The organism is Pseudomonas putida, from assembly GCF_028682635.1.
Lineage (GTDB): Bacteria > Pseudomonadota > Gammaproteobacteria > Pseudomonadales > Pseudomonadaceae > Aquipseudomonas > Aquipseudomonas putida_AE.
In genome coordinates this window covers 12,788-39,061 of sequence record NZ_JANHLK010000001.1, presented here as the reverse complement: position 1 = coordinate 39,061, position 26,274 = coordinate 12,788, and the positions used below count along the sequence as shown (strand labels likewise).

General features: G+C 61.2%; 25 protein-coding genes and 1 pseudogene. 14 read left to right on the top strand and 12 right to left on the bottom strand.

Annotated features, from left to right (window positions below):
* The first annotated feature begins 1 nt into the window (after nucleotide 1).
* From NPS56_RS00175 to NPS56_RS00155, 5 genes are all read left to right on the top strand, one after another.
* On the top strand, nucleotides 2–934 hold the full coding sequence (locus NPS56_RS00175; RefSeq protein ID WP_274072924.1) for an ABC transporter substrate-binding protein: 933 nt from the start codon (nucleotides 2–4) through the stop codon (nucleotides 932–934).
* Nucleotides 931–2,832 carry an ATP-binding protein gene (locus NPS56_RS00170; RefSeq protein WP_274072923.1) on the top strand — a complete coding sequence of 634 codons (1,902 nt, stop codon included), beginning with the start codon at nucleotides 931–933 and terminating at the stop codon, nucleotides 2,830–2,832. The genes NPS56_RS00175 and NPS56_RS00170 overlap by 4 nt, the downstream gene beginning before the upstream one ends.
* Before the next feature lie 247 nt (nucleotides 2,833–3,079).
* Nucleotides 3,080–3,595: a 3-hydroxyacyl-[acyl-carrier-protein] dehydratase FabA gene (gene fabA, locus NPS56_RS00165; protein ID WP_003179264.1), complete on the top strand. Its 516-nt coding sequence runs from the start codon at nucleotides 3,080–3,082 to the stop codon at nucleotides 3,593–3,595.
* Nucleotides 3,596–3,606: 11 nt separating this feature from the next.
* A complete protein-coding gene (gene fabB, locus NPS56_RS00160) occupies nucleotides 3,607–4,827 on the top strand; it encodes a beta-ketoacyl-ACP synthase I (protein WP_015096439.1) in 1,221 nt (406 codons plus the stop codon).
* Nucleotides 4,828–5,141: 314 nt separating this feature from the next.
* On the top strand, nucleotides 5,142–5,330 hold the full coding sequence (locus NPS56_RS00155) for a hypothetical protein (RefSeq protein ID WP_274072922.1): 189 nt from the start codon (nucleotides 5,142–5,144) through the stop codon (nucleotides 5,328–5,330).
* Nucleotides 5,331–5,439: 109 nt separating this feature from the next.
* Here the strand turns inward: NPS56_RS00155 and NPS56_RS00150 are convergent, their stop codons facing one another.
* The 8 genes and pseudogenes from NPS56_RS00150 to NPS56_RS00115 form a co-directional block, all read right to left on the bottom strand.
* On the bottom strand, nucleotides 5,440–5,982 hold the full coding sequence (locus NPS56_RS00150) for a DUF2058 domain-containing protein (protein WP_274072921.1): 543 nt from the start codon (nucleotides 5,980–5,982) through the stop codon (nucleotides 5,440–5,442).
* A 28-nt stretch (nucleotides 5,983–6,010) separates the two neighbouring features.
* Entirely contained in the window at nucleotides 6,011–6,844 is an 834-nt protein-coding gene (mazG, locus tag NPS56_RS00145; RefSeq protein WP_274072920.1) for a nucleoside triphosphate pyrophosphohydrolase, read from the bottom strand.
* A gap of 132 nt (nucleotides 6,845–6,976) precedes the next feature.
* Entirely contained in the window at nucleotides 6,977–9,220 is a 2,244-nt protein-coding gene (gene relA / locus NPS56_RS00140) for a GTP diphosphokinase (protein WP_274072919.1), read from the bottom strand.
* Nucleotides 9,221–9,341: 121 nt separating this feature from the next.
* Entirely contained in the window at nucleotides 9,342–10,694 is a 1,353-nt protein-coding gene (gene rlmD / locus NPS56_RS00135) for a 23S rRNA (uracil(1939)-C(5))-methyltransferase RlmD (RefSeq protein ID WP_274072918.1), read from the bottom strand.
* Entirely contained in the window at nucleotides 10,694–11,596 is a 903-nt protein-coding gene (gene cysM / locus NPS56_RS00130; RefSeq protein WP_274072917.1) for a cysteine synthase CysM, read from the bottom strand. The genes rlmD and cysM overlap by 1 nt, the downstream gene beginning before the upstream one ends.
* 137 nt (nucleotides 11,597–11,733) lie before the next feature.
* Nucleotides 11,734–12,414, bottom strand: a pseudogene (locus NPS56_RS00125) (PDDEXK nuclease domain-containing protein); the annotation flags it as partial.
* A gap of 116 nt (nucleotides 12,415–12,530) precedes the next feature.
* Nucleotides 12,531–13,934, bottom strand: a complete 1,404-nt coding sequence (locus tag NPS56_RS00120; protein WP_274072916.1) for a sensor histidine kinase — start codon at nucleotides 13,932–13,934, stop codon at nucleotides 12,531–12,533.
* Nucleotides 13,924–14,643 (bottom strand): response regulator transcription factor, encoded by a 720-nt coding sequence (locus NPS56_RS00115; protein ID WP_274072915.1) that lies wholly within the window; start codon nucleotides 14,641–14,643, stop codon nucleotides 13,924–13,926. Before NPS56_RS00115 ends, NPS56_RS00120 begins: the two co-directional genes overlap by 11 nt.
* A gap of 214 nt (nucleotides 14,644–14,857) precedes the next feature.
* Between NPS56_RS00115 and NPS56_RS00110 the strand changes: the two genes are divergently transcribed.
* The 4 genes from NPS56_RS00110 to NPS56_RS00095 all read left to right on the top strand — a co-directional run bounded on the left by NPS56_RS00110 (nucleotide 14,858) and on the right by NPS56_RS00095 (nucleotide 19,541).
* Entirely contained in the window at nucleotides 14,858–17,611 is a 2,754-nt protein-coding gene (locus NPS56_RS00110; protein WP_274072914.1) for a response regulator, read from the top strand.
* Between the two features lie 21 nt (nucleotides 17,612–17,632).
* Nucleotides 17,633–18,625 carry a 2-hydroxyacid dehydrogenase gene (locus NPS56_RS00105; protein ID WP_274072913.1) on the top strand — a complete coding sequence of 331 codons (993 nt, stop codon included), beginning with the start codon at nucleotides 17,633–17,635 and terminating at the stop codon, nucleotides 18,623–18,625.
* 77 nt (nucleotides 18,626–18,702) lie between these two features.
* Complete coding sequence (locus NPS56_RS00100; RefSeq protein WP_274072912.1) at nucleotides 18,703–19,137, top strand: hypothetical protein; 435 nt, start codon at nucleotides 18,703–18,705, stop codon at nucleotides 19,135–19,137.
* Entirely contained in the window at nucleotides 19,137–19,541 is a 405-nt protein-coding gene (locus tag NPS56_RS00095; RefSeq protein WP_274072911.1) for an META domain-containing protein, read from the top strand. The genes NPS56_RS00100 and NPS56_RS00095 overlap by 1 nt, the downstream gene beginning before the upstream one ends.
* Nucleotides 19,542–19,659: 118 nt before the next feature.
* On the opposite strand, the gene NPS56_RS00090 is transcribed toward NPS56_RS00095, so the two are convergent.
* Nucleotides 19,660–20,127 (bottom strand): TlpA family protein disulfide reductase, encoded by a 468-nt coding sequence (locus tag NPS56_RS00090; protein WP_274072910.1) that lies wholly within the window; start codon nucleotides 20,125–20,127, stop codon nucleotides 19,660–19,662.
* A 114-nt stretch (nucleotides 20,128–20,241) separates the two neighbouring features.
* On the opposite strand from NPS56_RS00090, the gene arsC reads away from it, so the two are divergent.
* From arsC to NPS56_RS00075, 3 genes are read left to right on the top strand one after another with little or no spacing between them, the layout of a single operon-like run.
* Nucleotides 20,242–20,595 carry an arsenate reductase (glutaredoxin) gene (gene arsC / locus NPS56_RS00085; protein ID WP_274072909.1) on the top strand — a complete coding sequence of 118 codons (354 nt, stop codon included), beginning with the start codon at nucleotides 20,242–20,244 and terminating at the stop codon, nucleotides 20,593–20,595.
* A complete protein-coding gene (wrbA, locus tag NPS56_RS00080) occupies nucleotides 20,592–21,188 on the top strand; it encodes an NAD(P)H:quinone oxidoreductase (RefSeq protein ID WP_273919074.1) in 597 nt (198 codons plus the stop codon). Before arsC ends, wrbA begins: the two co-directional genes overlap by 4 nt.
* Nucleotides 21,189–21,190: 2 nt before the next feature.
* Nucleotides 21,191–21,616: a DUF2069 domain-containing protein gene (locus NPS56_RS00075; RefSeq protein ID WP_274072908.1), complete on the top strand. Its 426-nt coding sequence runs from the start codon at nucleotides 21,191–21,193 to the stop codon at nucleotides 21,614–21,616.
* A 154-nt stretch (nucleotides 21,617–21,770) separates the two neighbouring features.
* Here the strand turns inward: NPS56_RS00075 and NPS56_RS00070 are convergent, their stop codons facing one another.
* The gene (locus NPS56_RS00070) at nucleotides 21,771–22,445 is read right to left on the bottom strand and encodes a DNA-3-methyladenine glycosylase I (RefSeq protein WP_274072907.1); all 675 of its coding nucleotides are present in this window, start codon (nucleotides 22,443–22,445) and stop codon (nucleotides 21,771–21,773) included.
* A gap of 132 nt (nucleotides 22,446–22,577) precedes the next feature.
* Nucleotides 22,578–23,402 carry a tRNA 2-thiocytidine(32) synthetase TtcA gene (gene ttcA, locus NPS56_RS00065; RefSeq protein ID WP_090324525.1) on the bottom strand — a complete coding sequence of 275 codons (825 nt, stop codon included), beginning with the start codon at nucleotides 23,400–23,402 and terminating at the stop codon, nucleotides 22,578–22,580.
* 281 nt (nucleotides 23,403–23,683) lie between these two features.
* Here ttcA and NPS56_RS00060 point away from each other — a divergent pair, with 281 nt between their 5' ends.
* Both NPS56_RS00060 and NPS56_RS00055 read left to right on the top strand, forming a co-directional pair.
* A complete protein-coding gene (locus tag NPS56_RS00060; RefSeq protein WP_046817737.1) occupies nucleotides 23,684–24,286 on the top strand; it encodes a Yip1 family protein in 603 nt (200 codons plus the stop codon).
* 157 nt (nucleotides 24,287–24,443) lie between these two features.
* Nucleotides 24,444–24,938 (top strand): SprT family zinc-dependent metalloprotease, encoded by a 495-nt coding sequence (locus NPS56_RS00055; protein WP_274072906.1) that lies wholly within the window; start codon nucleotides 24,444–24,446, stop codon nucleotides 24,936–24,938.
* 105 nt (nucleotides 24,939–25,043) lie between these two features.
* On the opposite strand, the gene NPS56_RS00050 is transcribed toward NPS56_RS00055, so the two are convergent.
* On the bottom strand, nucleotides 25,044–26,225 hold the full coding sequence (locus NPS56_RS00050) for a CaiB/BaiF CoA transferase family protein (protein ID WP_274072905.1): 1,182 nt from the start codon (nucleotides 26,223–26,225) through the stop codon (nucleotides 25,044–25,046).
* Between the last annotated feature and the right edge of the window lie 49 nt (nucleotides 26,226–26,274).

The window sequence follows — 26,274 nt, the reverse complement described above, 5'->3', positions numbered from 1 at the left end:
CATGCCCCATCGTCCGTCACGGAAGACGCCAACCCTTGGCCATCTGCTGTCCATGGTCTGCCTGATATTCGGTGGCTGGCTCAACAGCCTGTCCGCCCACGCCGCGGACATTCTCCTGATCGGTGTCGACGACAGCCCCGGCATGCACTCTTTTGCCCAGGCCCTAAGGCAATTGCGTCCGGCCGACAGCGTGCGCTTCCAGCCGCTGGCCAGCCTGCCGCCACCGGGCAAGCTGCCAGCGGACACCCGCTTGATCCTGCTCGACCTGCCCAGCCTCGACTGGCGCCTGCAGGACAGCCGAGGCCCGGCGACACTGGTGCTGTGCATCAGCCGCGTGCAGGCACGGCAACATCTGGGGCACGCCCTGCCCGCGCACCTCAGCCTGCTTTGGAGTGATCCGCCACTGGACCGGCAATTGCGCCTCACCCGCGTGCTGCTGCCCCAGGCCAAACGGATTGGCGTGCTGTACGACGGCCATAGCGAGTTCCTGTTGCGGGAACTGCGCCAGGCCGCCCATCCCCTCGGGCTTGAGGTAGTCACCGAACGCTGGGACAACACCGAGGACAGTCGTCCTTTGCAGGCGTTGCTGGACAACAGCGATGCATTACTGGGTCTGGACGACCCTGGCCTGTACAACTCGAAAACCGCGAAGAACCTGTTGCTCAGCAGCTATGCTCGACAACGGGCCTTGATCGGCCCGAATGCAGGGTTCGTCAAGGCCGGGAGCCTGGCCAGTACCTACAGCGATCATGGCGACTGGCTGGCGACTCTCGATGAACTGCTCGACCAGCCGCCCGCCACGTGGCCCCGTTCGCAGTATCCACAGCGCTTCAAAGTCGCGAGCAATGCGCAGGTGTCTCGTTCCCTGGATCTTGAACAGGTCAACGATGCGTCTGTCGCAATGCTGCTGGCAGAAGGAGAACGCCATCCATGACCTTCCGTCGCCGCTGGGACATCAGTACCCGCACCCAGATCATCAGCCTCGGCCCTGCCCTGCTGCTGACGTTGCTGTTGATCAGCTTCTTCACTTTCGTGCGGATCCAGGACCTGCGCCAGGAGCTCAACCATACCGGCCAGTTGATTGCCAACCAATTGGCACCGGCCACCGAATACGGGGTGATTTCGGGCAATAACGAGGTCCTCGAAAGCCTGCTCAAGGCCACACTGGCCACGCCCAACGTGCGGTTCCTGGAGGTGCAGGACAGCGCCAACCGGATTCTGGTGTACGTCGAACAACCCTCGGCAAGCTACCAGCAGCCGCATCAGGTCGAAGTGTTCCAGGCCCCCGTGCGGCTGCAACGGATCGCCCTGCACAATGATTTTTTCCAGGACCGCAAAGCGGCCCCAACGACTCCCGCCGAGGATTACCTGGGCCGGGTGATCGTCGGCCTGTCCAATGATGCATTCAGCCAGCGCCAGCAGGAGATCCTGCTCAAGGCTGGCATCCTGGCGCTGTTCGCCTTGCTGTTTACCTTCCTGGTCGCCCGACGCCTGGCCTCGAGCCTGTCGCAACCGCTGCGCGATATCGGCAATGCGGTCAAGGCGATCCAGGCCGGCGACTATAAAACGCCGCTGCCTATCGTCGACGACACTGAACTCGGCGCCCTGTCGCAACACATCAACAACCTTGCCAGGGGCCTTGAGCAAGCCAGTCACGAACAACATCAGGCCATGGCGCAGCTGATCCAGACCCGCGAGGAAGCGGAAAAAGCCAACAACGCCAAGTCGGACTTCCTCGCCATGATGAGCCACGAACTGCGCACGCCGATGAATGGTGTGCTGGGCATGCTGCAGTTGCTGGAAACCACCGAGATGACCGAAGAGCAGTTCGAATACGCCGCGCTGGCTTCGGAATCCACCGAGCACCTGCTTAAAGTCATCAATGACATCCTGGATTTTTCCCGTATCGAACGTTCGGAACTGGAACTGGAACATATTCCCTTCAACCTCGCGGACCTGATCGCCAGTTGCGCCCAGTCATTCCAGCACAGCGCCGTGCAACGCGGGCTCGACCTGCAGTTGCAGATTCCGGTGGACATGCGCGCGCTGCAGGTTCAGGGCGATCCGACGCGCATCCGGCAAATACTGGTCAATCTGGTCGGCAATGCACTGAAGTTTACCGAGCAAGGCCGGGTCTCCATCGAGCCGCAGTGGCAGTCCCTGGATCACGAACTGCTGTGGTTCACCTGCACGGTACGCGACAGCGGCATTGGCATTCCCCCCGAGAGCCTGGAATTGATGTTCGACGCGTTTCAGCAAGCCGACAGTTCCATTTCAAGACGCTACGGTGGCACTGGCCTTGGCCTGCCGATTGCGCGAACACTCGCCGAACGCATGGGCGGCACCTTGCGCGCCCAGAGCGAACAAGGCCGTGGTTCGATGTTCACCCTGGAAATTCCGCTGGCGTTGTCTCAACAGGCCTTGCCGGCGCGGGTACCGCGCGTATCGACCCACAAGGGCGACGGCGAAGGGCGCAATGTGCTGCTGGTCGAGGACAATCCGGTCAACCAGACGGTGATCGAAGCCATGTTGCGTAGCCTGGGCTTTACTGTCAGCGTCGCCGCCGATGGCGCACAGGCGGTGCGTAGTGCCGAGAGCCTGATTTTCGAAGCCATATTGATGGACTGCCGATTGCCGATCATCGACGGCTATGAGGCCACCCGCCAGATCCGTGAACTGCCCGGCTGCACCGACTTGCCGATCATTGCCCTGACCGCCAATGCCTTGCAGGGGGATCGCGAAGCCTGCTTGTCGGCAGGAATGAACGATTACCTGGCCAAGCCCTTCAAACGAACTGATCTTCAGCAAATTCTGCAGCGATGGGTGCAGTAGTACAGGCCTTTCGAGCATCTGCGACTGGCGTGAAAGGCGAAAGTGCGGCAGTCTTAGGCACCCGTACAAGTCCGAAATTGGGCTTGATTAAAAATTTCAGTGCACAAGTGTACATTCATGTCCTTGGTACTGTGACTTTCACTACAACGCAATAGTCTATGAGTAGGCTGCCGGTTCGAGGCATGAATGCTTCGATCGGCCGGGAAGATTTGCCCCACCTGCCGCATGGGACTATTGAGGAGCTCGCATGACCAAACAAAACGCCTTTACCCGGGAAGACCTGCTGCGCTGCAGTCGCGGTGAGCTGTTCGGCCCAGGTAACGCGCAACTGCCCGCCCCGAACATGCTGATGGTCGATCGCATCACCCTGATCAGCGAAGAAGGTGGCAAGTACGGCAAAGGTGAATTGGTCGCCGAGCTGGATATCACTCCGGACCTGTGGTTCTTCGCCTGCCACTTCGAAGGCGATCCGGTGATGCCGGGCTGCCTGGGCCTCGACGCCATGTGGCAACTGGTCGGCTTCTTCCTGGGCTGGCAAGGCCTGCCGGGCCGCGGTCGCGCCCTGGGATCGGGCGAAGTGAAATTCTTCGGCCAGGTCCTGCCGACCGCCAAGAAAGTCACCTATAACATTCATATCAAGCGTGTCCTCAAAGGCAAGCTGAACCTGGCCATCGCCGACGGTTCGGTGACTGTCGACGGTCGCGAAATCTATACCGCCGAAGGCCTCCGGGTCGGCGTGTTCACCTCCACTGACAACTTCTAAGGGTTATCCGCATGCGCCGCGTCGTTATCACTGGTCTGGGCATTGTTTCGTGCCTGGGCAATGACAAAGAGACCGTCTCCGCTAACCTGCGTGCAAGCCGCCCTGGCATCCGGTTCAACCCGGAATATGCCGAAATGGGTCTGCGTAGCCAGGTTTCCGGCTCCATTGACCTCAACCTTGAAGAACTGATCGATCGCAAGATCTATCGCTTCGTCGGCCACGCGGCAGCTTATGCCTACCTGGCCATGAAAGACGCCATCACCGACTCCGGCCTGACCGAAGAGCAGGTGTCCAACCCGCGTACCGGCCTGATCGCCGGTTCCGGTGGCGCATCGACCCTGAACCAGATGGAAGCGCTGGACATCCTGCGCGAGAAAGGCGTCAAGCGCGTCGGCCCATACCGCGTAACGCGGACCATGAGCAGCACCGTTTCCGCCTGCCTGGCCACGCCGTTCAAGATCAAGGGCCTGAACTACTCCATCGCGTCTGCCTGCGCCACCAGTGCTCACTGCATCGGTACCGCCATGGAACAGATCCAGATGGGCAAGCAGGACATCGTTTTCGCCGGCGGCGGTGAAGAAGAACACTGGAGCCAGTCGTTCCTGTTCGACGCCATGGGCGCCCTGTCCAGCAAGCGCAACGACACCCCGGAACAAGCCTCCCGCGCCTACGACGCCGACCGTGACGGTTTTGTCATCGCTGGCGGTGGCGGCATGGTCGTGGTTGAAGAGCTGGAACACGCCCTGGCCCGCGGCGCAAAAATCTACGCGGAAATCGTTGGCTACGGCGCGACCTCCGACGGCTACGACATGGTTGCCCCAAGCGGCGAAGGCGCGATCCGCTGCATGCAGCAGGCGCTGTCCACCGTCGACACCCCGATCGACTACCTGAACACCCACGGCACTTCGACTCCGGTCGGCGACGTCGCGGAAATGAAAGGTGTGCGTGAAGTGTTCGGCGACAAGGCTCCGGCCATCAGCTCCACCAAGAGCCTGTCGGGTCACTCCCTGGGCGCCGCCGGCGTTCACGAAGCGATCTACTGCATGCTGATGATGGAAGGCAACTTCATTGCCGGCTCCGCCAACATCGACGAGCTGGACCCTGAAGTGGCTGACCTGCCGGTGCTGACCAAGACCCGCGAAAACGCCACCATCAACACCGTGATGAGCAACAGCTTCGGTTTCGGCGGCACCAACGCCACGCTGGTACTGAAGCGCTGGGAAGGCAAGTAATTCCCCGCTGCTGAGCCGCACATGAAAACGCCCCGACTGGTTCGGGGCGTTTTTTTTGCCTTAGGTAAATGGAGCAACTCTGCGCTCCCACCGGGTCAGCGTTTTGCCCACAAGGCTTGGGCATGGAGATGAAGCTTTTGTCATGAAACTTAAGGCCCTGCGACTGAATGTCGCGGTTTCCGTGGGCTGCAGGACTGTTGCTGTTTTTGCAAGAAACCCTTTCCAAACTCAGTCGTTTACTTAGCAAGCTACCAAACTCTATCACAGAGTCCTGCACATGCCTTGCTGCAGATAACAGAGATTGGAGCTAGCAGATGACTGTAAAAGTAACTGAACGCGACGATTCACGTATGTCCCACGAAGGCGTAGCCGCCGGTGTGCGGATCTGGGATGTGTACCAACAAGACCTGCTGGTCGGGATGTTCCACTCCGAAACTGACGCCCACAGTTACAAGGCCGAACTGGAAACCCTGGAGCAGCAACGAGAACTACGCTCCGCCTGAGCAATTGTAGGAGCGAGCTTGCTCGCGATGGACTAAAGAGCGCCGCGTTTAGCCAGTAAACACGCGTTATCGTTAACGACCATCGCGAGCAAGCTCGCTCCTACATCGCTTACCACATCAGATCGTCAGGGATCTGATAGGCCGCGTACGGATCGTCCTCGGCGGCGACTTCTTCGGTCTGCACATTCAGCTGCACGATACGTTGCGGATCGCGCTCCTGGATCTTCAGGGCCGCTTCCCGGGGGATCACTTCATAACCGCCGGCGTGATGCACGATGGCCAGCGAACCGTTGCTCAGCTTGTTGCGCATCAGGCTGTTGACCGAGAGACGCTTGACCTTCTTGTCGTCGACGAAGTTGTAGTAGTCCTCGGTCGTCAGTTTCGGCAGGCGCGTGGCTTCGATCAATTGCTTGACCTGTGCTACGCGGGCTTTCGCCTCGGCCTTTTCCTGCTGCTGACGGTTGAGCTCCTGATCGCGCTTGACCTTCTCGGCCATCGCTTCCTGAGCCGCACGCTGCTGGGAGTCGTCCAGTTCGATCTGGCCTTTGTGGGCCAGGCGCTGCTGCTTCTGTTTGTCTTTGCTGACCTGCTTGGCCTGCTTCTGGTTGACCAGCCCTGCTTTGAGCAACTGGTCGCGAAGGGAAATGCTCATGGTGCTTATTACTCACTTAGGCAACTGCTCAACCGCAGCTGGGCACATTCTTTTCCTGGCGTTTGGCTTCACCCCACAGGGCGTCCAACTCTTCGAGGGTGCAATCTTCCATGGGACGGTGGGTGTCGCGCAATGCCTGTTCGATAAAACGGAAGCGTCGTTCGAACTTGCCATTGGCGCCACGCAGCGCGGTTTCCGGGTCGACCTTGAGATGCCTGGCCAGATTGACCACGGAAAACAGCAGGTCGCCAATCTCGTCGGCCACGGCCTCTGGATCGTTTTCCGACATGGCCTCGAGGACTTCATCGAGTTCTTCACGGACTTTATCAAGCACCGGCAATGCATCGGGCCAGTCGAAACCGACCTGCCCTGCTCGCTTCTGCAATTTTGCCGAGCGGGACAACGCCGGCAACGCTGCCGGGACATCATCGAGCAAGGACAGCTGTTGCGGTGCGCTGGAGCTCTCTGCGCGCTCCTCGGCCTTGATCTCTTCCCAGCGCTGCTTGACCTGTTCCTCACTCAGGCGCGGGACATCCATAGGCGCGTACAGATCACCCGTGGGGAATACGTGTGGGTGACGGCGAATCAACTTGCGCGTGATGCCATCGACCACGCCAGCGAACTCGAAGCGTCCTTCCTCCCGGGCCAGCTGGCTGTAATAAACCACCTGGAACAGCAGGTCGCCCAACTCACCCTGCAGGTGATCGAAGTCACCGCGCTCGATGGCGTCGGCGACTTCATAGGCTTCCTCGAGGGTGTGCGGGACGATGGTGGCGTAGGTTTGCCTGATGTCCCACGGGCAACCGTACTGCGGGTCACGCAGGCGGTTCATCAGGTGCAATAAATCTTCAAGGCTGTACATCAATCCCTCTCATGATAAAGCTCCCCTGTGGGAGCGGGCTTGCTCGCGAAGAGGCCGGCACATTCAAAATTGATGCGTATGGCAAATCGCTTTCGCGAGCAAGCCCGCTCCCACATTGGATTGGCGCTGATCTCAAGGGGTTCGGTTACGCCGGGTTTCGATGATGTTCGGCAGCTGGGAAATCCGCCCAAGCAACCGCCCAAGCGCGTCCAGCCCCGGAATCTCGATGGTCAGGGACATCAGCGCGGTGTTGTCCTCCTTGTTCGAGCGGGTATTGACCGCCAGCACGTTGATCCGCTCGTTGAGCAGCACCTGCGAGACGTCACGCAGCAATCCGGAACGGTCGTAGGCACGGATGACGATGTCCACCGGATAGGTGAGCACCGGCACCGGCCCCCAGCTCACCTGAATGATCCGCTCCGGCTCGCGCCCGCCTAACTGCAGCACCGAGGCACAATCCTGACGGTGGATGCTCACGCCGCGGCCCTGGGTGATGTAGCCGACGATTGCATCCCCCGGCAGCGGCTGGCAGCAACCGGCCATCTGGGTCATCAGGTTGCCCACGCCCTGGATCTGAATGTCGCCACGCTTGCCTGGCTTGTAGCCGGTAGCCTTGCGTGGAATCAGTTCCAGCTGTTCGTTGCCGCGTTCCGGCTCGACCAGTTGCTGCGCCAGGTTGACCAGTTGCGCCAGGCGCAAATCGCCGGCACCGAGGGCAGCGAACATGTCCTCGGCGGTCTTCATGTTGGCCTTGTCGGCCAGCTTGTCGAAGTCCACCTGCGGCAGGCCGAGGCGATTGAGTTCGCGCTCGAGCAGGGTTTTACCGGCGGCGACGTTCTGGTCGCGCGCCTGCAGCTTGAACCAGTGAACGATCTTCGCCCGCGCCCGCGAGGTGGTGATGTAACCCAGGTTCGGGTTCAGCCAGTCGCGGCTCGGCGTGCCGTGCTTGCTGGTGATGATCTCGACCTGTTCACCGGTTTGCAGGCTGTAGTTGAGCGGCACGATGCGCCCGTTGATCTTGGCGCCGCGGCAGTTGTGACCGATCTCGGTGTGGACGCGGTAGGCGAAGTCCAGTGGCGTCGCGCCCTTGGGCAAATCGATGGCGTGACCGTCCGGGGTAAAGATGTAGACCCGGTCGGGTTCGATATCGACCCGCAGCTGTTCGGCCAACCCGCCAATGTCGCCCAGCTCTTCGTGCCACTCGAGCACCTGACGCAGCCAGGAGATTTTCTCTTCGTAGTGATTGGAGCCGGACTTGACGTCGGTGCCCTTGTAGCGCCAGTGCGCGCAAACGCCAAGCTCGGCCTCTTCATGCATGGCGTGGGTGCGGATCTGCACCTCCAGCACCTTGCCCTCGGGCCCGATCACCGCGGTATGCAATGAGCGATAGCCGTTCTCTTTCGGGTTGGCGATGTAGTCGTCGAACTCTTTCGGGATGTGCCGCCACAGGGTGTGGACAATGCCGAGCGCGGTGTAGCAGTCGCGCATTTCCGGCACGAGTACCCGCACGGCGCGCACGTCGTAGATCTGGCTGAACTCCAGGCCCTTGCGCTGCATTTTGCGCCAGATCGAATAGATGTGCTTGGCCCGACCGCTGATGTCGGCATCGACGCCGGTGGCCTGCAATTCGTTCTTCAGCTGACTCATCACGTCGCTGATGAAGCGCTCGCGATCCAGACGCCGCTCGTGCAGCAACTTGGCGATCTGCTTGTATTGGTCAGGCTCGAGGTAACGGAAGGACAAGTCCTCCAGCTCCCACTTGATGTGGCCGATACCCAGGCGGTGGGCCAGTGGCGCGTAGATGTCGAACACCTCGCGAGCCACGCGGTTGCGCTTCTCGTCGTCGGCGGTCTTCACCGCACGGATCGCGCAGGTGCGCTCGGCCAGTTTGATCAGGGCCACGCGCACGTCGTCGACCATGGCCACGAGCATCTTGCGCAGGTTTTCCACCTGGCCCTGGGTGCCCATCACCATGGATTTGCGCGGGCTCAAGCTGTCACTGATCGCCGCCATGCGCTGCACGCCGTCGATCAGTTTGGCGACCACCGGGCCGAAGCGCTGGCTGACCGTGGGCAACGGGATCTGGCCTTCGCGTACGCCCCGGTACAAGACCGCGGCCACCAGCGAATCCTGATCGAGCTTGAGGTCGGCGAGGATCTCGGCGATCTCCAGGCCCGTGCGGAAACTCGAGTTGCCTTCGGTCCACAGATTCTTAGCCGCATTGGCTTGTTGTTCGGCCTCGCGAGCGAACTCGCAGGCTTCTTTCAAGGCTTCGCGATCCAGTGCCAGATCGACACTGACCGCGTGATCGAGCCAAGCCTCGAGATTGATACTGCCGTCGGTGTTGATCGGCTGGTGTGCTCTCACCTGTACCATCTTGCTTACCTTCCCTACGACGCAGATTCAATGCGTCAAATCGCTGACCTTCGTTGCCCATGAGCCCACATCGGGCTGGTACGCGGCTGCACGGGCGGGCCAGTCGGACCAGACGAGCGTCCTAGCTCGCTTCAAATAACGCCATGGCCTCGACATGTGCCGTCTGAGGAAACATATCGAGAATCCCGGCACGTTTTAACCGGTAGCCCTGCTTGATCAATTCGACCGTGTCGCGCGCCAGGGTCGCAGGGTTGCACGACACATACACCAACCGCTCGGCCCCCAGGGACTTGAGCTTGCGCACGACCTCGAAAGCGCCGTCACGCGGTGGGTCCAAGAGTACCGCACAAAAGCCTTCGCCGGCCCATTCGGCATCGGTCAAAGGCCGGGATAAATCGGCCTGAAAAAATTTCGCGTTATGCAGATTGTTGCTGATCGCATTCGCGGCGGCGCGATCGACCATCACCTGCACCCCCTCCACCGCCACGACTTCGCGAACGGCTTTGGCCAACGGCAAGGCAAAGTTACCCAACCCACAGAATAGATCGAGAACGCGTTCATCGGCTTGCGGTTTCAGCCATTCCAGCGCCTGGGCGACCATCGCTTCGTTGACCCCGGCATTGACCTGGATGAAATCCCCCGGTCGGTACGCCAGATTCAGATCCCACTGTTCAAGACGATAGCCCAGGGACTGATCGGCCTCGACCGGATGCGGCTCTCCGTCACCGTGCAACCACAGCTGGGCGTGATGGAACGCGCAGAAATCCTTGAGGATGGTCATGTCGCTTTCGGACAACGGCGCCATGTGGCGCAGCAATACCGCCAACGATGAACCGCTGAACAATTCCACGTGACCCAGTGCTTGAGGTTTACTCAAGCGCCGCAGCATTTCCGGCAAGCGGGCCATGATCGGTTGCAAGGGCTGTACCAGCACCGGGCAATCATCGATGCCGACAATGTCCTGGCTGCCAGCGGCACGGAAACCGACTTCGAGTTTTTTCGCCTTCATGTCCCAACGCACCGCCACCCGGGCGCGACGGCGGTAGGCGAATTCCGGACCGCTCAATGGCGCGGCCCACTCTTCGGGCTCGACGCCTGCGACCTTGGACAATTGCTCGGCGAGCATGCGCTGTTTCAGGGCGAGTTGTTCGTTATGGGGCAGATGCTGCACGCTGCAGCCGCCGCAACGGCCGGCATGGGCACAGGGTGCGGGGCGACGCAGTTCGCTGGCCTTGAACACCCGCTCGGTACGCGCTTCGACCACTTTGCCGTGGGCGCCGAGCACCCGCGCCTCGATCTCTTCACCGGCCAGTGCGCCGATGACGAACCAGGTACGCCCTTCGAAAAACGCGATACCACGACCGTCATTGGCCAGGCGCTCGATGCTCAGGCGCTGCTTTTTGCCGGTCGGGACTTGCGGGGCCTTGCTGCCGCCGGTGGGCTGGAAGCGCAGGCCTCTCTCGTGCTTGGCCATCAGTTGGGCGCGTCGAAAATGCCGGTCGACAGATAACGGTCGCCACGGTCGCAGATGATCGCGACGATCACCGCGTTTTCAACTTCTTTGGACAGGCGCAGCATCGCTGCCACCGCCCCGCCCGAGGACACGCCACAGAAGATGCCTTCTTCGCGGGCCAGGCGCCGGGTGACGTCTTCGGCTTCGCTTTGCGCCATGTCGACGATACGGTCGACGCGCTCGGCTTGATAAATTTTCGGCAGGTATTCCTGCGGCCAACGGCGGATGCCGGGAATGGCTGAGCCTTCCATCGGTTGCAGGCCGATGATCTGCACGCTGTCGCTCTGCTCTTTCAAGTAGCGCGAGACGCCCATGATCGTGCCGGTGGTGCCCATGGAGCTGACGAAATGGGTGATGGTGCCCTGGGTCTGGCGCCAGATTTCCGGACCGGTGGTGGTGTAGTGCGCCTCGGGGTTGTCACCGTTGGCGAACTGATCCAGCACCTTGCCACGGCCTTCGGCCTCCATGCGCTGGGCGAGGTCGCGGGCACCTTCCATGCCCTCCTCCTGGCTGACCAGGATAAGCTCGGCGCCATAGGCAGTCATCGCCGCCTTGCGTTCGGCGCTGGAGTTGTCCGGCATGATCAGGATCATCTTGTAACCCTTGATCGCGGCGGCCATGGCCAGCGCAATCCCGGTATTACCGGAAGTCGCTTCGATCAGCGTATCGCCGGCATGGATCTGCCCGCGCAACTCGGCGCGGGTGATCATCGACAGCGCCGGACGGTCCTTGACCGAACCCGCCGGGTTATTCCCTTCGAGCTTGAGCAAAAGGGTATTGCTGGTGGCGCCGGGCAGGCGCTGCAAACGGACCAGCGGAGTGTTGCCGACGCAATCGGCGATGGTTGGGTACTGCAAGGTCATGGCGTATTCGCAATCCAGACTGCGGGGGCGCCTATCATACCGGCAAACCATCCAAGGCCATATCACGCAAAGTGCGGTGCTTATGGCTTGTGGGAATAAGGGTGGCTTACAACGCAAAACTTGAAGCCGCTTCTCCGTCCTCTCCTTGCGGTGTATTCGGAGCCGACAAAGCAGAAATCGCGGCCAAGCTCACTCAAGAACTGCTTGAGGCGCCCCAGCAAGCCCCGATGCAGATCGGTTTCGGCGTGAGCGCCGGGCAAGTCGAGAAATTCGACCATGTAGGCGTCGCGGAATATCTCTAACGCGCAGGGGTGGGTTTGTTTCAGAACCGCGGAAACTTTGGCCGGCTGGGTCACGCTGCGTTCAAACAGCGCTGTCTTGAACTGACGCTCCAGCTCGCGCTTCGACCATTTCTCCTGGATCGCCATACGCAAGTAAAACTCCCGCTCTTCCGGGAGTTTGCTCTGGCTGAAGATGACCAGATTTTGGGTCCAGGGTAATTGTCTCACCAGTGGTGAGACTTTCTCGTCGGCCCGATAAGTCTCGTAGAACTGACGCATTCGAAACAGATTGGGACGGGTAAAACCACGCAAACCCGGCTGAGTCTGAGCCAGATGCACAGCCAGTTGACCGACCACGGAATCACCCCATTCGGCATTCTCCAGCTTGCGGCTGATATAGGCACCCACCTGCCAGTACAACTCGATCAGCTGGGTATTCACCGCCTGCATAGCCTGGCGCCTGGCACTTTGAATCAGCGCAAGCACTTCATTGAAACGATCGTCGGTTTTGCTTGCGGGAGCGAAGGGTACGGTCATGCCTGGATCCTTGTACACGAGTAAAAGCGTGAGCTTAAACCGCCAGGGATGCTTGAAATGACCGGTGATACCCTTTGGGAAATGTCGTACAGAAACTCGGGAACGCTCCCGCAAAATTAGAGCATTGTAGGAAGGGAGTCCCTGCTCGCGTAGGAGTCATCACTGACAGCTCCATCATCCGCCACCAAGAGCATGTTCAACCGCAAGCCGCTCCCGGTGTTCTGCGCCCAGAGCTTTCCGCCCTGACGCCGCACTGCATTCCGGGCAATACTCAAGCCCAGGCCAAATCCACCGTCCCCCGGCCGCGAGCCGTCGAGGCGGGTGAAGGGCAAGAAGATTCGCTCAAGATCGTTCTCCGCCACGCCGCCGCCCTGATCCTCCAGCCATAGGTGCCAGAAATCACCATCGCGTTGCCCGCCCAGATGGACAATGCCACCCTTGGGCGAATGTCGAATCGCATTACGCAGCATGTTCTCCAGGGCCTGGGCCAGGGTATTGAGGTGGCCGCGCACCCAGCAGGAGGCGTCCACCGAACATTGCAATTGCCCATCCGGCCAGCAACTTTCGTAGCAGGCGTTTTCCGTGAGCATTTCCCACAAGGCCTGGACCTGAATCGCTTCGTCGGGCAATCGCGTGCGTTCCGTGTCGAGCCAGGCCAATTGCAGCGTGTCTTCCACCAGCCGTTGCATGCCGTCGACCTCGCGGCCGATGCGCTCGCGCAACTGCTCCAGGCCCTGCTCGCTTTCACTGGCCACCCGCAGGCGGCTCAACGGCGTGCGCAATTCATGGGACAGGTCGCGTAATAGTTGTTGCTGCAGCGCCACGGTGCTTTGCAGACGTTCGGACATGTGATCGAACGCCCTGCCCAGTTCTCCCAGTTCGTCGGCGCGATTGGTGGTGCGGCGCGACAGTCGCACGTTGAGCTGATCGGCACGCCAGGCGTTGGCTTGTTCGCGCAGGTGATTGAGCGGCACCACCAGCAAGCGGTACAGGCCGACGCACAACAGCAAGGTGAACAACCCGGGAATCACGCCGTTGGTGATCACCCGCCAGAACACCCGATAGCGTCCCGGCACAAAGCGTTGGGGCAGTTCGATCACCAGGCTGCCGACGGAAGGATCGCCGGGAAACGGCACCCGCATCCACGGCCGGCCTTTCTTGTGGATAGGCCAATCCAGGCCGCGCAGAAACGTCAGGTGTTCAATTTCATCGTCCGTCAGCGCAAAGCTGCTCAAGGACTGCAGGTCACCGCCAATGACACCGACCCAACTCTTTTCCTGGCGATGCATGGTCTGCAGCCAGTCATCGACCCCCTCGGTCCGGCGCTGTTGCCACGCCTGTTCCGCCTCGGCGGCATAACGCGTCAAGGTGCCTCGGGCCTCGTCCGAGAGGAACTGGTTGCGCTGCTCCATGTAGCGGCCCCAGGACCAGCTCAACCAGATCATCAGCAGGCAGAACGCCACCAACAGGCAGGCCAGTTTCCAGAACAGCGAATGCCGGCCCGGCAAGTTACATTTCATCGCCGGCACTCAGGATGTAGCCCTTGCCCCAGACCGTGCGCACCTCGCGCTCGGTATAGCCGATGGCCTTGAGTTTGCGGCGAATCTGGCTGATGTGCATGTCCAGGCTGCGATCGTGGGCGGCATAACCTCGTTGCAGGACCTGCTGATAAAGGAAGGCCTTGCTCAACACTTCATCGACGCTGCGGCTCAGGGTTTCCAGCAGGCGATATTCACTGCGGGTCAGGCCGGCAGGCTGCTGCCGATAAAATACGTCGCAGCGCTCGTCGTCGAAACGCAGGCTGTCCACCTCGGCCACCAGCGCCATCGGCGTCGGCCGGCGATCGAGCGCTACCCGGCGCAGGATGGCTTCGATACGTACGCGCAACTCGGCCATGCTGAAGGGTTTGGGCAGGTAATCATCGGCCCCCAGTTGAAAGCCGCTGATGCGATCGGCCTCGGCGCCGAGTGCCGACATCAGCAACACCGGGGTGGAATGGCTGCGGCGCAGTTGCGTCAGCGCCGCCAGCCCGTCCAGCCCCGGCAACAGGATGTCCATCAACACCACATCGAAGGCTTGCTCGCGGGCCATGTCCAGGCCTTCCTGGCCATTCTGGCACCAGGTTACCTGAAAGCCGCTACGGCCCAGATGTTCATGGACATAGGCACCGAGTACGAGATCGTCTTCGATGGCGAGGATACGGGGATGGCCAGCGCTGATGGTCGTCATTATTATCTGCAAATAATTCTCAGTTGTTAATTATTCAAGATTGCCTCGCCCGGGGCAACCCGAGGGCTTGCGCAAGACGCAAAAGCCCACGAACAACCGACGAGTGACGACATCAATTACCGAGGATCGCCCGCGTGCAAATCGCTACACTGCGCAAGTGGCGCGTGCCGGACGCATGCGCTGCCCTATAAATAGCCGGTTGCAGGAGAGAGGCGTGCTGACGAAACTGGGAATCAAAGGCCGCGTGCTGTTGCTGACGCTGCTGCCGACCAGCCTGATGGCATTGGTCCTGGGCGGCTATTTCACCTGGATGCAGCAATCGGACCTGCAGACCCAACTCCTGCAGCGCGGCGAAATGATCGCCGAGCAACTGGCGCCGCTGGTGGCGCCCGCCATGGGCCACAACAACAACGAACTGCTGGAACGTATCGCCACCCAGTCCCTGGAACAGCCGGACGTGCGCGCCGTGACCTTCCTGGCCCCGGACCGCACGCCGCTGGCCCACGCCGGGCCGATCATGCTGACCCAGGCGCCCATGGGCGAAGGTTCGCAAATGCTGCGCCGCAGTGGCAGCGAAGCCACGCGTTACCTGCTGCCGGTGTTCGGCAAACACCGCAACCTGGCCGGCGACGTGATTCCCGATGAAGCCGACCGCCTGCTGGGCTGGGTCGAACTCGAGCTGTCCCACAATGGCATGCTGTTGCGTGGCTACCGCAGTCTGTTCGCCAGCCTGCTGATGATCGGCGCCGGCCTCGGGGGCGCGGCGCTACTGGCCTTGCGCATGGGCCGCACGATCAATCGGCCGCTGACCCAGATCAAACAGGCCGTGGCCCAACTCAAGGACGGTCACCTGGAAACCCGCCTGCCGCCCCTGGGCAGCCAGGAGCTGGATGAATTGGCCTCCGGCATCAATCGCATGGCCGGCACCCTGCAGAATGCCCAGGAAGAACTGCAACACAGCATCGACCAGGCCACCGAGGACGTGCGCCAGAACCTCGAGACCATCGAGATCCAGAACATCGAACTCGACCTGGCGCGCATGGAAGCCCTGGAGGCGAGCCGGATCAAGTCCGAGTTCCTGGCCAACATGAGCCATGAAATTCGCACGCCGCTCAACGGCATCCTTGGCTTCACCCACCTGTTGCAAAAAAGCGAGCTGACCCCGCGCCAGCTCGATTACCTGGGCACCATCGAAAAGTCTGCCGACAGCCTGCTGGGCATCATCAACGAGATCCTCGACTTTTCGAAGATCGAGGCCGGCAAGCTGGTGCTCGACCATATTCCGTTCAATCTGCGTGACCTGCTGCAGGACACATTGACCATTCTCGCCCCCGCAGCCCACGCTAAACAGCTGGAGCTGATCAGCCTGGTGTATCGCGACACGCCCCTGTCGCTGGTGGGCGATCCGTTGCGGCTCAAGCAGATCCTGACCAACCTGGTCAGCAACGCGATCAAGTTCACCCGCGAGGGCACCATCGTCGCCCGGGCCATGCTCGAGGAAGAACACGAAGACAGCGTGCAACTGCGCATCAGCATCCAGGACACCGGCATCGGCCTGTCGAGCCAGGATGTGCGCGCGTTGTTCCAGGCCTTCAGCCAGGCCGATAACTCGCTGTCGCGGCAACCCGGCGGCACCGGCCTGGGGCTGGTGATCTCCAAGCGCCTGATCGAACAAATGGGGGGCGAGATTGGTGTCGATAGCACCCCGGGCGAGGGATCGGAGTTCTGGATCAGCCTGAACCTGCCCAAGGCCCGCGACGATGCCGAAGACCTGCCGAGCGCGCCGCTGCTCGGTCGGCGGATTGCCGTGCTGGAAAACCATGAGCTGGCGCGCCAGGCGTTGCAGCATCAACTGGAAGACTGCGGCCTGGACGTCACCCCGTTCACTACCCTGGAGAGCCTGGCGAACGGCGTCACCGGCGCGCATCAGACCGATCAGGCGATCGAACTCGCGGTGCTCGGGATCACCAGCAACGACATGCCACCGGAACGCCTCAACCAGCACATCTGGGACCTCGAGCACCTGGGCTGCAAAGTGCTGGTGTTGTGTCCCACCACCGAACAGACGCTGTTCCACCTGTCGGTGCCGAACCCCCACAGCCAGCTCCAGGCCAAACCGGCTTGCACCCGCAAGCTGCGGCGTGCGCTGTCCGACCTGGTCAACCCGCGGCAGTTGCGCAGCGAAGCCAGCGAGCCGGTGTCCAGCCGCGCGCCGAAGGTGCTGTGCGTCGACGACAACCCGGCCAATCTGCTGCTGGTGCAAACCCTGCTCGAAGACATGGGCGCCAAGGTGCTCGCCGTGGAAAGTGGTTATGCGGCGATCAAGGCGGTGCAGAACGAGACGTTCGACCTGGTGCTGATGGACGTGCAAATGCCCGGCATGGATGGGCGCCAAAGTACCGAAGCGATCCGCCAATGGGAAAGCGAACGGCATTGCACGCCGCTGCCGATCGTGGCCCTCACCGCACATGCCATGGCCAACGAAAAACGCGCCTTGCTGCAAAGCGGCATGGACGATTACCTGACCAAGCCGATCAGCGAGCGGCAACTGGCGCAGGTGGTCCTCAAATGGAGCGGGCTGGCACTGCGCAACCACACACCGGACCGCGCAGGCGACAGCCACGGCAGCACCTACGAGTTGCAGGTGCTCGATCACGAAGAAGGGTTGCGCCTGGCTGCCGGCAAGGCCGATCTGGCCGCCGACATGCTGGCAATGCTGCTGGCGTCGCTGGAAGCCGACCGTGAAGCCATCCGCCAGGCCCAGCAAAGCAACGACCACAACACCCTGATCGAGCGGGTTCATCGCCTGCACGGCGCGACCCGTTATTGCGGCGTACCGCAACTGCGCGCCGCCTGCCAACGCAGTGAAACCCTGCTCAAGCAGAAAGACCCGAAGGCCTTTGGCGCACTTGAAGACCTCGACCGGGCGATCAATCGCCTGGCGGCCCAGGCGCGCATCAACGCCTGATGCACATTCCAGGAGGACCACATGCGCACGATACTTTTCAGCAGCCAGACCTACGACCGCGACAGCTTTCTCGCCGCCCACCTGCCGCCCGGTATCGAGCTGCACTTTCAGCCGGCACGCCTGAGCCTCGACACCGTGGCGCTGGCGGAGCATCACGAGGTGGTCTGCGCCTTCATCAATGATGACCTCGGCGCCCCGGTGCTCGAACGCCTGGCTGCAGGCGGTACTCGCCTGATCGCCCTGCGCTCGGCCGGCTACAACCATGTCGACCTCGCGGCGGCGAAGCGCCTGGGGCTGGCGATCGTGCGGGTCCCGGCCTATTCGCCCCACGCCGTGGCCGAGCATGCCGTCGCCCTGATCCTGGCACTCAACCGCCGCCTGCACCGCGCCTACAACCGCACCCGCGAAGGCGATTTCAGCCTGCACGGGCTGACGGGGTTCGACCTGGTGGGCAAGACCGTCGGCGTGGTCGGCACCGGGCAGATCGGCGCGACTTTCGCGAAAATCATGCACGGGTTCGGCTGCCAGTTGCTGGCCTACGACCCGTTCCCCAATCCCCAGGTCGAAGCCCTTGGCGCCCGCTACCTGGACTTGCCGCAGTTGCTGGCCGAGTCGCAGATCATCAGCCTGCACTGTCCGCTCAATGCCCAGAGCAAGCATTTGATCAACCGCCAGACCCTGGCGCACATGCAGCCAGGCGCCATGCTGATCAACACCGGCCGCGGCGGCCTGGTGGACACCCCGGCGCTGATCGATGCCTTGAAGAGCGGCCAACTGGGTTATTTGGGACTGGATGTGTATGAAGAAGAGGCCCAGTTGTTCTTCGAGGACCGTTCCGACCTGCCGTTGCAGGACGATGTACTGGCGCGGTTGCTGACCTTCCCCAACGTAATCGTCACGGCCCACCAGGCCTTCCTGACCCGCGAAGCCCTGGGCGCGATTGCCGCGACCACCCTGCAGAACATCGCGGCGTGGGCGTCCGGCGCGCCAGAGAATCAGGTCGAGGGTGATTGAACCTGATCGAAGGTCATATGCCCGCGCCATGCTGCGCTTATGCCCGTGCTAGCATATTGCGCATATTTGGAGGACCCATGGTCGAACACGATTTCCGCTACACCCTGATGAACCCGCAACACACCCTCACCGAATGCCGCGCCCTGGTGCCGGGGCGTTATCAGGTCACCGGCAACGGCGGCTCGATTCGTAATAATGACGTGCTGGTCGTGACCCTCAAGGGCGCCAAGGACTTGTCCATGCGCCTGACCGTCGAAACGGTTCGCCACCTCATCAACCCTCCTGGCCAATGGGTCGCGGTGGCCAGTGGCCCGGTGTTCGGCGAACTGGCGATCCATACCTGGCAGGTGAATTGCGACAGCTGCGCCAAAGAACTGAGTTTCGAGTTCGCCGTGGACGCCAAGCTTGGCAACAAGGCTGAAAAGCCTGCCGCCACCGCGCGGATTGCCGAGTTGGGCTGGACCACCATTGGCGAAAAGCACCTGTGCCCCAAATGCCAGGAGCCTGCGTGATGAAACGCCTCGCCCTGACCGCGATGGTCGGTGCCAGCCTGGTGGGCTGCGCCGCCGAACCAGTGCAACTTGAACAAAACCGCAGCTACATCCTGGAGTGGATCGGCGAGCGTCCGTTGATGGATTACAGCCACCTGACCATCACCCTGGGTGAAGACGGTCGCGCCTACGGTAACGGCGGCTGCAACCACTGGTTCGCGCCGTACACCCTGGAAGGCCACAAGCTGAGCTTCGGCAAGATCGGCAGCACCCGCAAACTCTGTGCGCCGGCCCTGATGGAGCAGGAAAAACGCTTCCTCCAGGCACTGGAAGGCGTGCAGCGCTGGGATGTCTCGTCCATCGACCAGATGCGTTTCTGGCCTGCCGAAGGCAAGCCGCTGCGCTGGTGGCTGGAAGAGGGTTGATCCCCTCTAAACCTGTAGGAGCCGGCTTGCCGGCGAAGGCGTCTTTGACCATTTCGCTGGACTGTCGGACCTCTTCGCTGGCAAGCCAGCTCCTACACGGTTTGTCGTTGCCACCCGCCTAATTTTTCGCCTGTAATGCTTCGAGCTTGGCCACCACCCCCGCCGCCGTCTGCTCGCCCATCAACTGCTCCCGCACCTTGCCCTTGTTATCGATGATGTAGGTCACCGGCAACGCCTCGCTGCGCGGCAATTCGAACAACTCGGAAGGGTCCTGCGCCAGCACGGTGAACTTGATCCCGAGTTTCTCGCTGGCACTTTTCAGCTCTTCGCCCTGCACGTTGTCGAAGTTGACCCCGAACACGCCGATCTTCCTGTCCTTGAGCTGCTCGGCCAGGGTGTTCAGCTCCGGAATCTCGGTACGACACGGGCCGCACCATTCGGCCCAGTAATTGATCACCAGCCATTTGCCGTCCAGACGCTCGGCGGCGACCTTCTGTCCGTTCTGATCGATCCCGTAGTCGTTACCGCAGCCCCCCAGCATCAACGCCCCGATAATCGTCAATGCCGCTGCCAGTCGCCTTGTCATGTCGTGTTCCTTGTCAAAAATTGAAAGCGCCTGCGACCCGTCGCCTGCCAAGGTTCAGGATTAGGCGCTGCCCAGTTAGAATAGCCGCCACCTTACGCAAGATGCGACCCGCTCATGACCGATCTGACGCTTTATCACAACCCGCGCTGCTCGAAATCCCGCGGTGCGCTCGAACTGCTGCAAGCCCGCGGCCTGACCCCGACGGTGGTCCGCTACCTGGAAACGCCGCTGGACGCCGCGCAAATCCAGAGCCTGCTGGGCAAACTCGGGATCAGTGCGCGGCAACTGCTGCGCACCGGCGAAGACGAATACAAGACCCTGAACCTGGCCGACAGCAGCCTGAGCGAGGCGCAGTTGATCGCCGCCATCGCCGCCCACCCGAAACTGATGGAGCGACCGATCCTCGAAGTCGGCGACAAGGCCATCATCGGCCGTCCGCCAGAGCAGGTCCTGGAGCTGTTGCCGTGAGTGCGCCGTACATTCTGGTGCTGTATTACAGCCGCAGCGGTTCGACCAATGAAATGGCCCGGCAGATTGCCCGTGGCGTCGAACAGGCCGGCCTTGAAGCCCGACTGCGCACGGTACCGGCGATTTCCACCGAATGCGAAGCCGTGTCCCCGGATATCCCGGACGAAGGCGCGCTCTACGCCAGCCTCGATGACCTGAAGAACTGCGCAGGCCTGGCGCTGGGCAGTCCGACCCGCTTCGGCAACATGGCGGCGCCGCTCAAGTACTTCCTCGACGGCACCAGCAACCTGTGGCTGACCGGCGCCCTGGTCGGCAAGCCTGCCGGTGTGTTCACCTCCACCGCAAGCCTGCATGGCGGGCAGGAAACCACCCTGCTGTCGATGATGCTGCCGTTGTTGCACCACGGCATGCTGATCACCGGCCTGCCCTACAGCGAGTCGGCACTCCTGGAAACCCAGGGCGGCGGCACGCCGTACGGCGCCAGCCATCATGCCGGTGCCGATGGCAAAAGCGGCCTGGATACCCACGAAGTGGCGTTGTGTCGCGCACTCGGTATGCGCTTGGCCAAGACTGCTCAGAAACTGGAGGGTTGAGGGTGGCCAAGAAGCCGAAGGTCCTGCCCGCTATCGAATGGCTTGAACCACGGGTTCGGGTCATGCGCGTCATCAGCCTGCTGTGTTTCCTTGGCCTGGTGGGATTGCTCTGCGTTTACTACCTGATGGTCGCTGACCTGCACGGTGCGCGGCCGTGGGTGATTCTGCTGATCGAGCTGGTGCCGTTGTTGCTGCTCGCGCCGGGGATGATTGTCGGCAATGCCCGTGGGCATTCATGGATGTGCTTTGTGGTGAACCTGTATTTCATCAAGGGCGCATTGGCCGCCTATGACCCGAACCGGCAGTTCTTCGGTGTGCTGGAGATGGCCGCAAGCCTGGCGGTGTTCTGTTCGGCACTGTTGTATGTGCGGTGGCGGTATCAGTTGAACCGCAAGTTGGCTGGCGAGGGCGAGATCTCCGTCGCCTGACAGAATGCAATCGCCAGCAGGCTGGCTCCCACAGAGGACTTGTGTCCTGCACAGATCCAATGTGGGAGCCAGCCTGCTGGCTCCCACAGGGGACTTGTGTCCTGCGCAGATCCAATGTGGGAGCCAGCCTGCTGGCGATTGGAGCCACGCGGTCTCAATGATTGACGGTGTAAGCCAGCATCATCGAGATCTGGCTCATCGGCCGCCCGCCACTTTCCTCATGCCACTGGTTGAACACTTCCTGCACCAACGCCAGGTCGCGCAAGCTGGTCGGCACCTTGTCGACAATCTTCTGCGCATTCAACGCCGCCACCACGTCATAGCTCGGCACAAAGGTGTCCTTGCCGACCATGCGCAAGAATCGCGGCGCCGACAGACCGCCCAACTGATGGCCGCGTTTTTTCAGGAAGGTCCAGAGCCCGACGATATCGGTCACTGGCCAATCGGCAATCAGCGCGCCGAAGCTGCCCTTTTCATGGGCCACGTCCAGAATGAACTGCGCATTGCGCGGCACGCTCTTGAGCTTGCCCAGATGGCGGATGATCCGCGTGTCCTGCATCAGCCGCTCAAGGTGTTCGGCGCTCATCAGCACGACTTTTTCCGGGTCGAATTTGAAAAACACTTCTTCGAAGGCTGGCCACTTGGCGTCCACCAGGCTGTGCTTGAGCCCGGCGCGGAAGACGCGCAATGCCATGGTCGAGAGGTAGCGGTCATCGCTGATCTTGCGCAATTGCGCCGGGGTCTTGGGCAGGGGCAGATGGGCTTCCAGTTCAGCGGCCGAACCGAAGCGGTTCAGACAGTATTCGTTCAGCCACTTGTAATCGCGCATGCCCTCTCCTGAGGATTAAAACGAAGCAATAAACCTGTGGGAGCGGGCTTGCTCGCGAATGCGCTGCGTCATTCAACATTGTTGTCGACTGGCACAGCGCCTTCGCGAGCAAGCCCGCTCCCACAATTTTGTTTAGAGGTTGACCACATTGACGAAACGCGAAGCGGCGCTTTCGTCGATCTTGAGGCTGGTGAAGTCGAACAGGTTGCGGTCCGCCAGTTGCGACGGGATCACGTTCTGCAGGCTGCGGAAAATGCTTTCGGTACGGCCGGGGGTCTTGCGCTCCCAATCCTGCAGCATTTCCTTGACCACCTGGCGCTGCAGGTTTTCCTGGGAGCCACAGAGGTTGCACGGGATGATCGGGAACTGCTTGAGGTCCGAGTAGGCCTGAATGTCCTTCTCGTTGCAGTAGGCCAACGGGCGGATCACCACGTTGCGCCCGTCATCGGCGCGCAATTTCGGCGGCATGGCCTTGAGCGAACCGTTGAAGAACATGTTCAGGAAGAACGTCTCGACGATGTCGTCGCGGTGATGGCCGAGAGCCATCTTGGTCGCGCCGATTTCGTCGGCAAAGGTGTAGAGCGTACCGCGACGCAGGCGCGAGCACAGGGAGCAGGTGGTCTTGCCTTCCGGGATCAGCTCCTTGACCACCGAGTAGGTGTCTTTCTCGACGATGTGGTACTCGATCCCCAGTTCCTTGAGGTAGGCCGGCAGCACATGCTCGGGGAAACCCGGCTGTTTCTGGTCCATGTTCACGGCCACGATCTCGAACTTGATCGGCGCGACCTTCTGCAAGTGCATCAGCACATCAAGCATGGTGTAGCTGTCCTTGCCGCCGGACAGGCAGACCATGACCTTGTCACCGTCTTCAATCATGTTGAAATCGGCGACCGCCTCACCGGCCTGTCGGCGAAGGCGCTTTTGCAGTTTGTTCTGGTTGACCGTAAGAGTGCCCATGACGCGAAATCCGTGAGGTGTGACGAAAGGCGCGCATTTTACGCAAAAACCCATCAGGAACGAAGTACCCCGACGGGATCGCGTGCCCTACAGATGCAACAGCGATTACCCGGGTGCTTTACAGCGCAATTTGCTCTAAGCCCTACCCCCTGTGGGGTTAAGACCTTCCTATACTGCGTCATAAGGTCGCAATCACATACAGACCTATTACTTACTTGGCCACATTGGCCCGTAGGGCGCTCCACTGGGGGGCGACGGTAAAAACAAGAGGAGTGACTGGCATGATCCATCACGTAGTGGGGCTCTTCACCCACCCTGACCAAGAATGGAAAGAGATTCGTGGCGATCAGGAAGAAAGTATCAGCCACATGTACCTGACCCACACGCTGATCCTGGCGGCGATACCGGCGGTATCGGCCTTTATCGGGACTACGCAGGTGGGCTGGGTCATCGGCAATCGCCCCCCGGTGATGCTGACCGTGGAAAGCGCACTATGGATGACAGTCATGTCGTACCTGGCGATGCTTGGCGGCGTAGCGGTAATGGGTGCGTTCATCCACTGGATGGCCCGCACCTATGACGCCAATCCGAGCCTGGCACGCTGCATCGCGTTCGCAACCTATACCGCTACACCGCTGTTCGTCGGCGGCCTGGCGGCCCTGTACCCCCACCTGTGGCTGGGGATGGTCGTTGGCACTGCGGCCATCTGCTACACGGTCTACCTGCTGTATGTGGGGCTGCCAACCTTCATGAACATTCCATCTGACGAGGGCTTTCTGTTTTCAAGTTCGGTGCTCGCCGTAGGCCTGGTGGTGCTGGTCGCCATCATGGCGTTCACCGTGATTGTCTGGGGACTCGGCGTGGGGCCGGTCTATACCAATTAACACTCACCACAAAAAAATCAGATCTGCCGACACAGGCCGCCGCAAGGCGGCCTTTTAATGCCCGCGCCACAAGAGCGCCGAAGACCATTCGGCGCTTCGCAGATTCGCAAGGCCCCGGGCTTGCGGCATACTGGACTGCTCTGGAGATCCATCAAGCATGCCCGAGCAACTCAATACCCGCGTCGAAGACTGTTTTCAACAAGCCGAATCCTTTTTCAAACGACCTTTCAAACGTCCTGTGGTGAGCTTCAAGCTGCGCGGGCAAAAAGCCGGTGTCGCGCACCTGCACGAGAACCTGCTGCGTTTCAATCCGCAGCTGTACCGGGAAAACACCGAAGATTTTCTCAAGCAGACCGTCGCCCACGAGGTCGCGCACCTGATCGCCCATCAACTGTTCGGTGACCGCATCCAGCCCCATGGCGAAGAGTGGCAACTGATCATGCGCGGCGTGTACGAATTGCCCCCCAACCGTTGCCACACCTACGACGTCAAACGCCGCAGCGTGACCCGCTACATCTACAAGTGCCCGTGCGCCGACAGCGATTTCCCGTTCTCGGCGCAGCGTCATGGTTTGGTGCGGCAGGGGCGGCGGTATTTGTGTCGGCGGTGTCGCAACACCTTGGTGTTCAGTGGGGAAATGCGCATCGAGTAGTGAGATTTGTGGTGTCTGGGTCGACCTCTTCGCCAGCAGGCTGGCTCCCACAGGGGAAGATCCATTGTGGGAGCCAGCCTGCTGGCGATGGCGGCCTGACAGGCGCTAGAGAATTACCTTGGCACGCCGAAGTTCCTCAATCCGCTCTACACCAAACCCCAACTCCCCCAACACCTGATCGGTATGCTGCCCCAGCGCCGCGCCAATATGCCTGGGCTCCGGCAACCCGCTTGAAAACTTCAATGGACAAGCCATCTGCGCCTGACTCGAACCATCCCCCCGCGGCACTTCAGCCACCAGTTCCCGCGCTTGCAACTGCGGATGCCGCACCGCCTCACCCAGGCTCAAGACCGGCTCGACACACGCATCGAGCTCGGCGAACAGCGCGCACAACTCGGCAAAGTCATGCTTTTCGAACTCAGTCTTCAACGCCTCCTTGAGCTGGCGTTGCTGTGCAGGCTGCGCAGATAACCCCAGGCTCGCCCACTCCTCCAGCCCCAGCGCCACACACAACTGTTTCATGAACCCCGGTTCCAGGCTGCCCACCGACAACCAGCGCCCATCCCGGGAGCGGTAATAGTCATAGAAGCTGCCGCCATTGAGCACCTGGTCTTCCTGACCCGGTTCGATCCCACAAGCCAGGTACCCGGCACCCGCCATGGCGTTCAGGCTGAACGCGCAATCGGTCATGCTCACGTCCAGATGCTGGCCCTGCCCGGTGTGCTGGCGTGCTATCACGGCCGCCAGCAGGCCGATGACCCCGTGCAGCGAGCCACCGGCGATGTCTGCCACCTGCATGCCCAGCGGCAGCGGGCCACTGTCGGCGCGTCCGCTATAGCTCGCAAGCCCGGCCAGGGCAAGGTAGTTGATGTCATGGCCGGCGCGGTCCTTGTAGGGGCCGGTCTGGCCGTAACCGGTGATCGAAACATAGATCAGCCGGGGATTGATCGCTTTCAGGGCCTCATAGCCCAACCCCAATCGCTCCATGACGCCGGGGCGGAACTGCTCCAGCACGATGTCGTAGTCCTGCAGCAATTGCGTGATCACTTCCAGCGCTTCGGGCTGCTTGAGATCCAGGGCCAGGCTGCGTTTGTTGCGATTGAGGTAGGCATGGCTGGCCGAAACGCCCTGATCGTGGGGCGGCAGCACGCGCAGCAGGTCCATGCGGGTGGGTGATTCGATGCGCAGCACCTCGGCGCCCATGTCCGCCAGCAATAGCGAAGCGAACGGACCCGGCAGCAGTGTCGAGAAATCCAGTACCTTGAGTGATGCCAGTGGACCGAGCATGAGAATTCTCCCTGGATGATGCCCCAGCCTAGGCAGCCAAGCGCTTTGC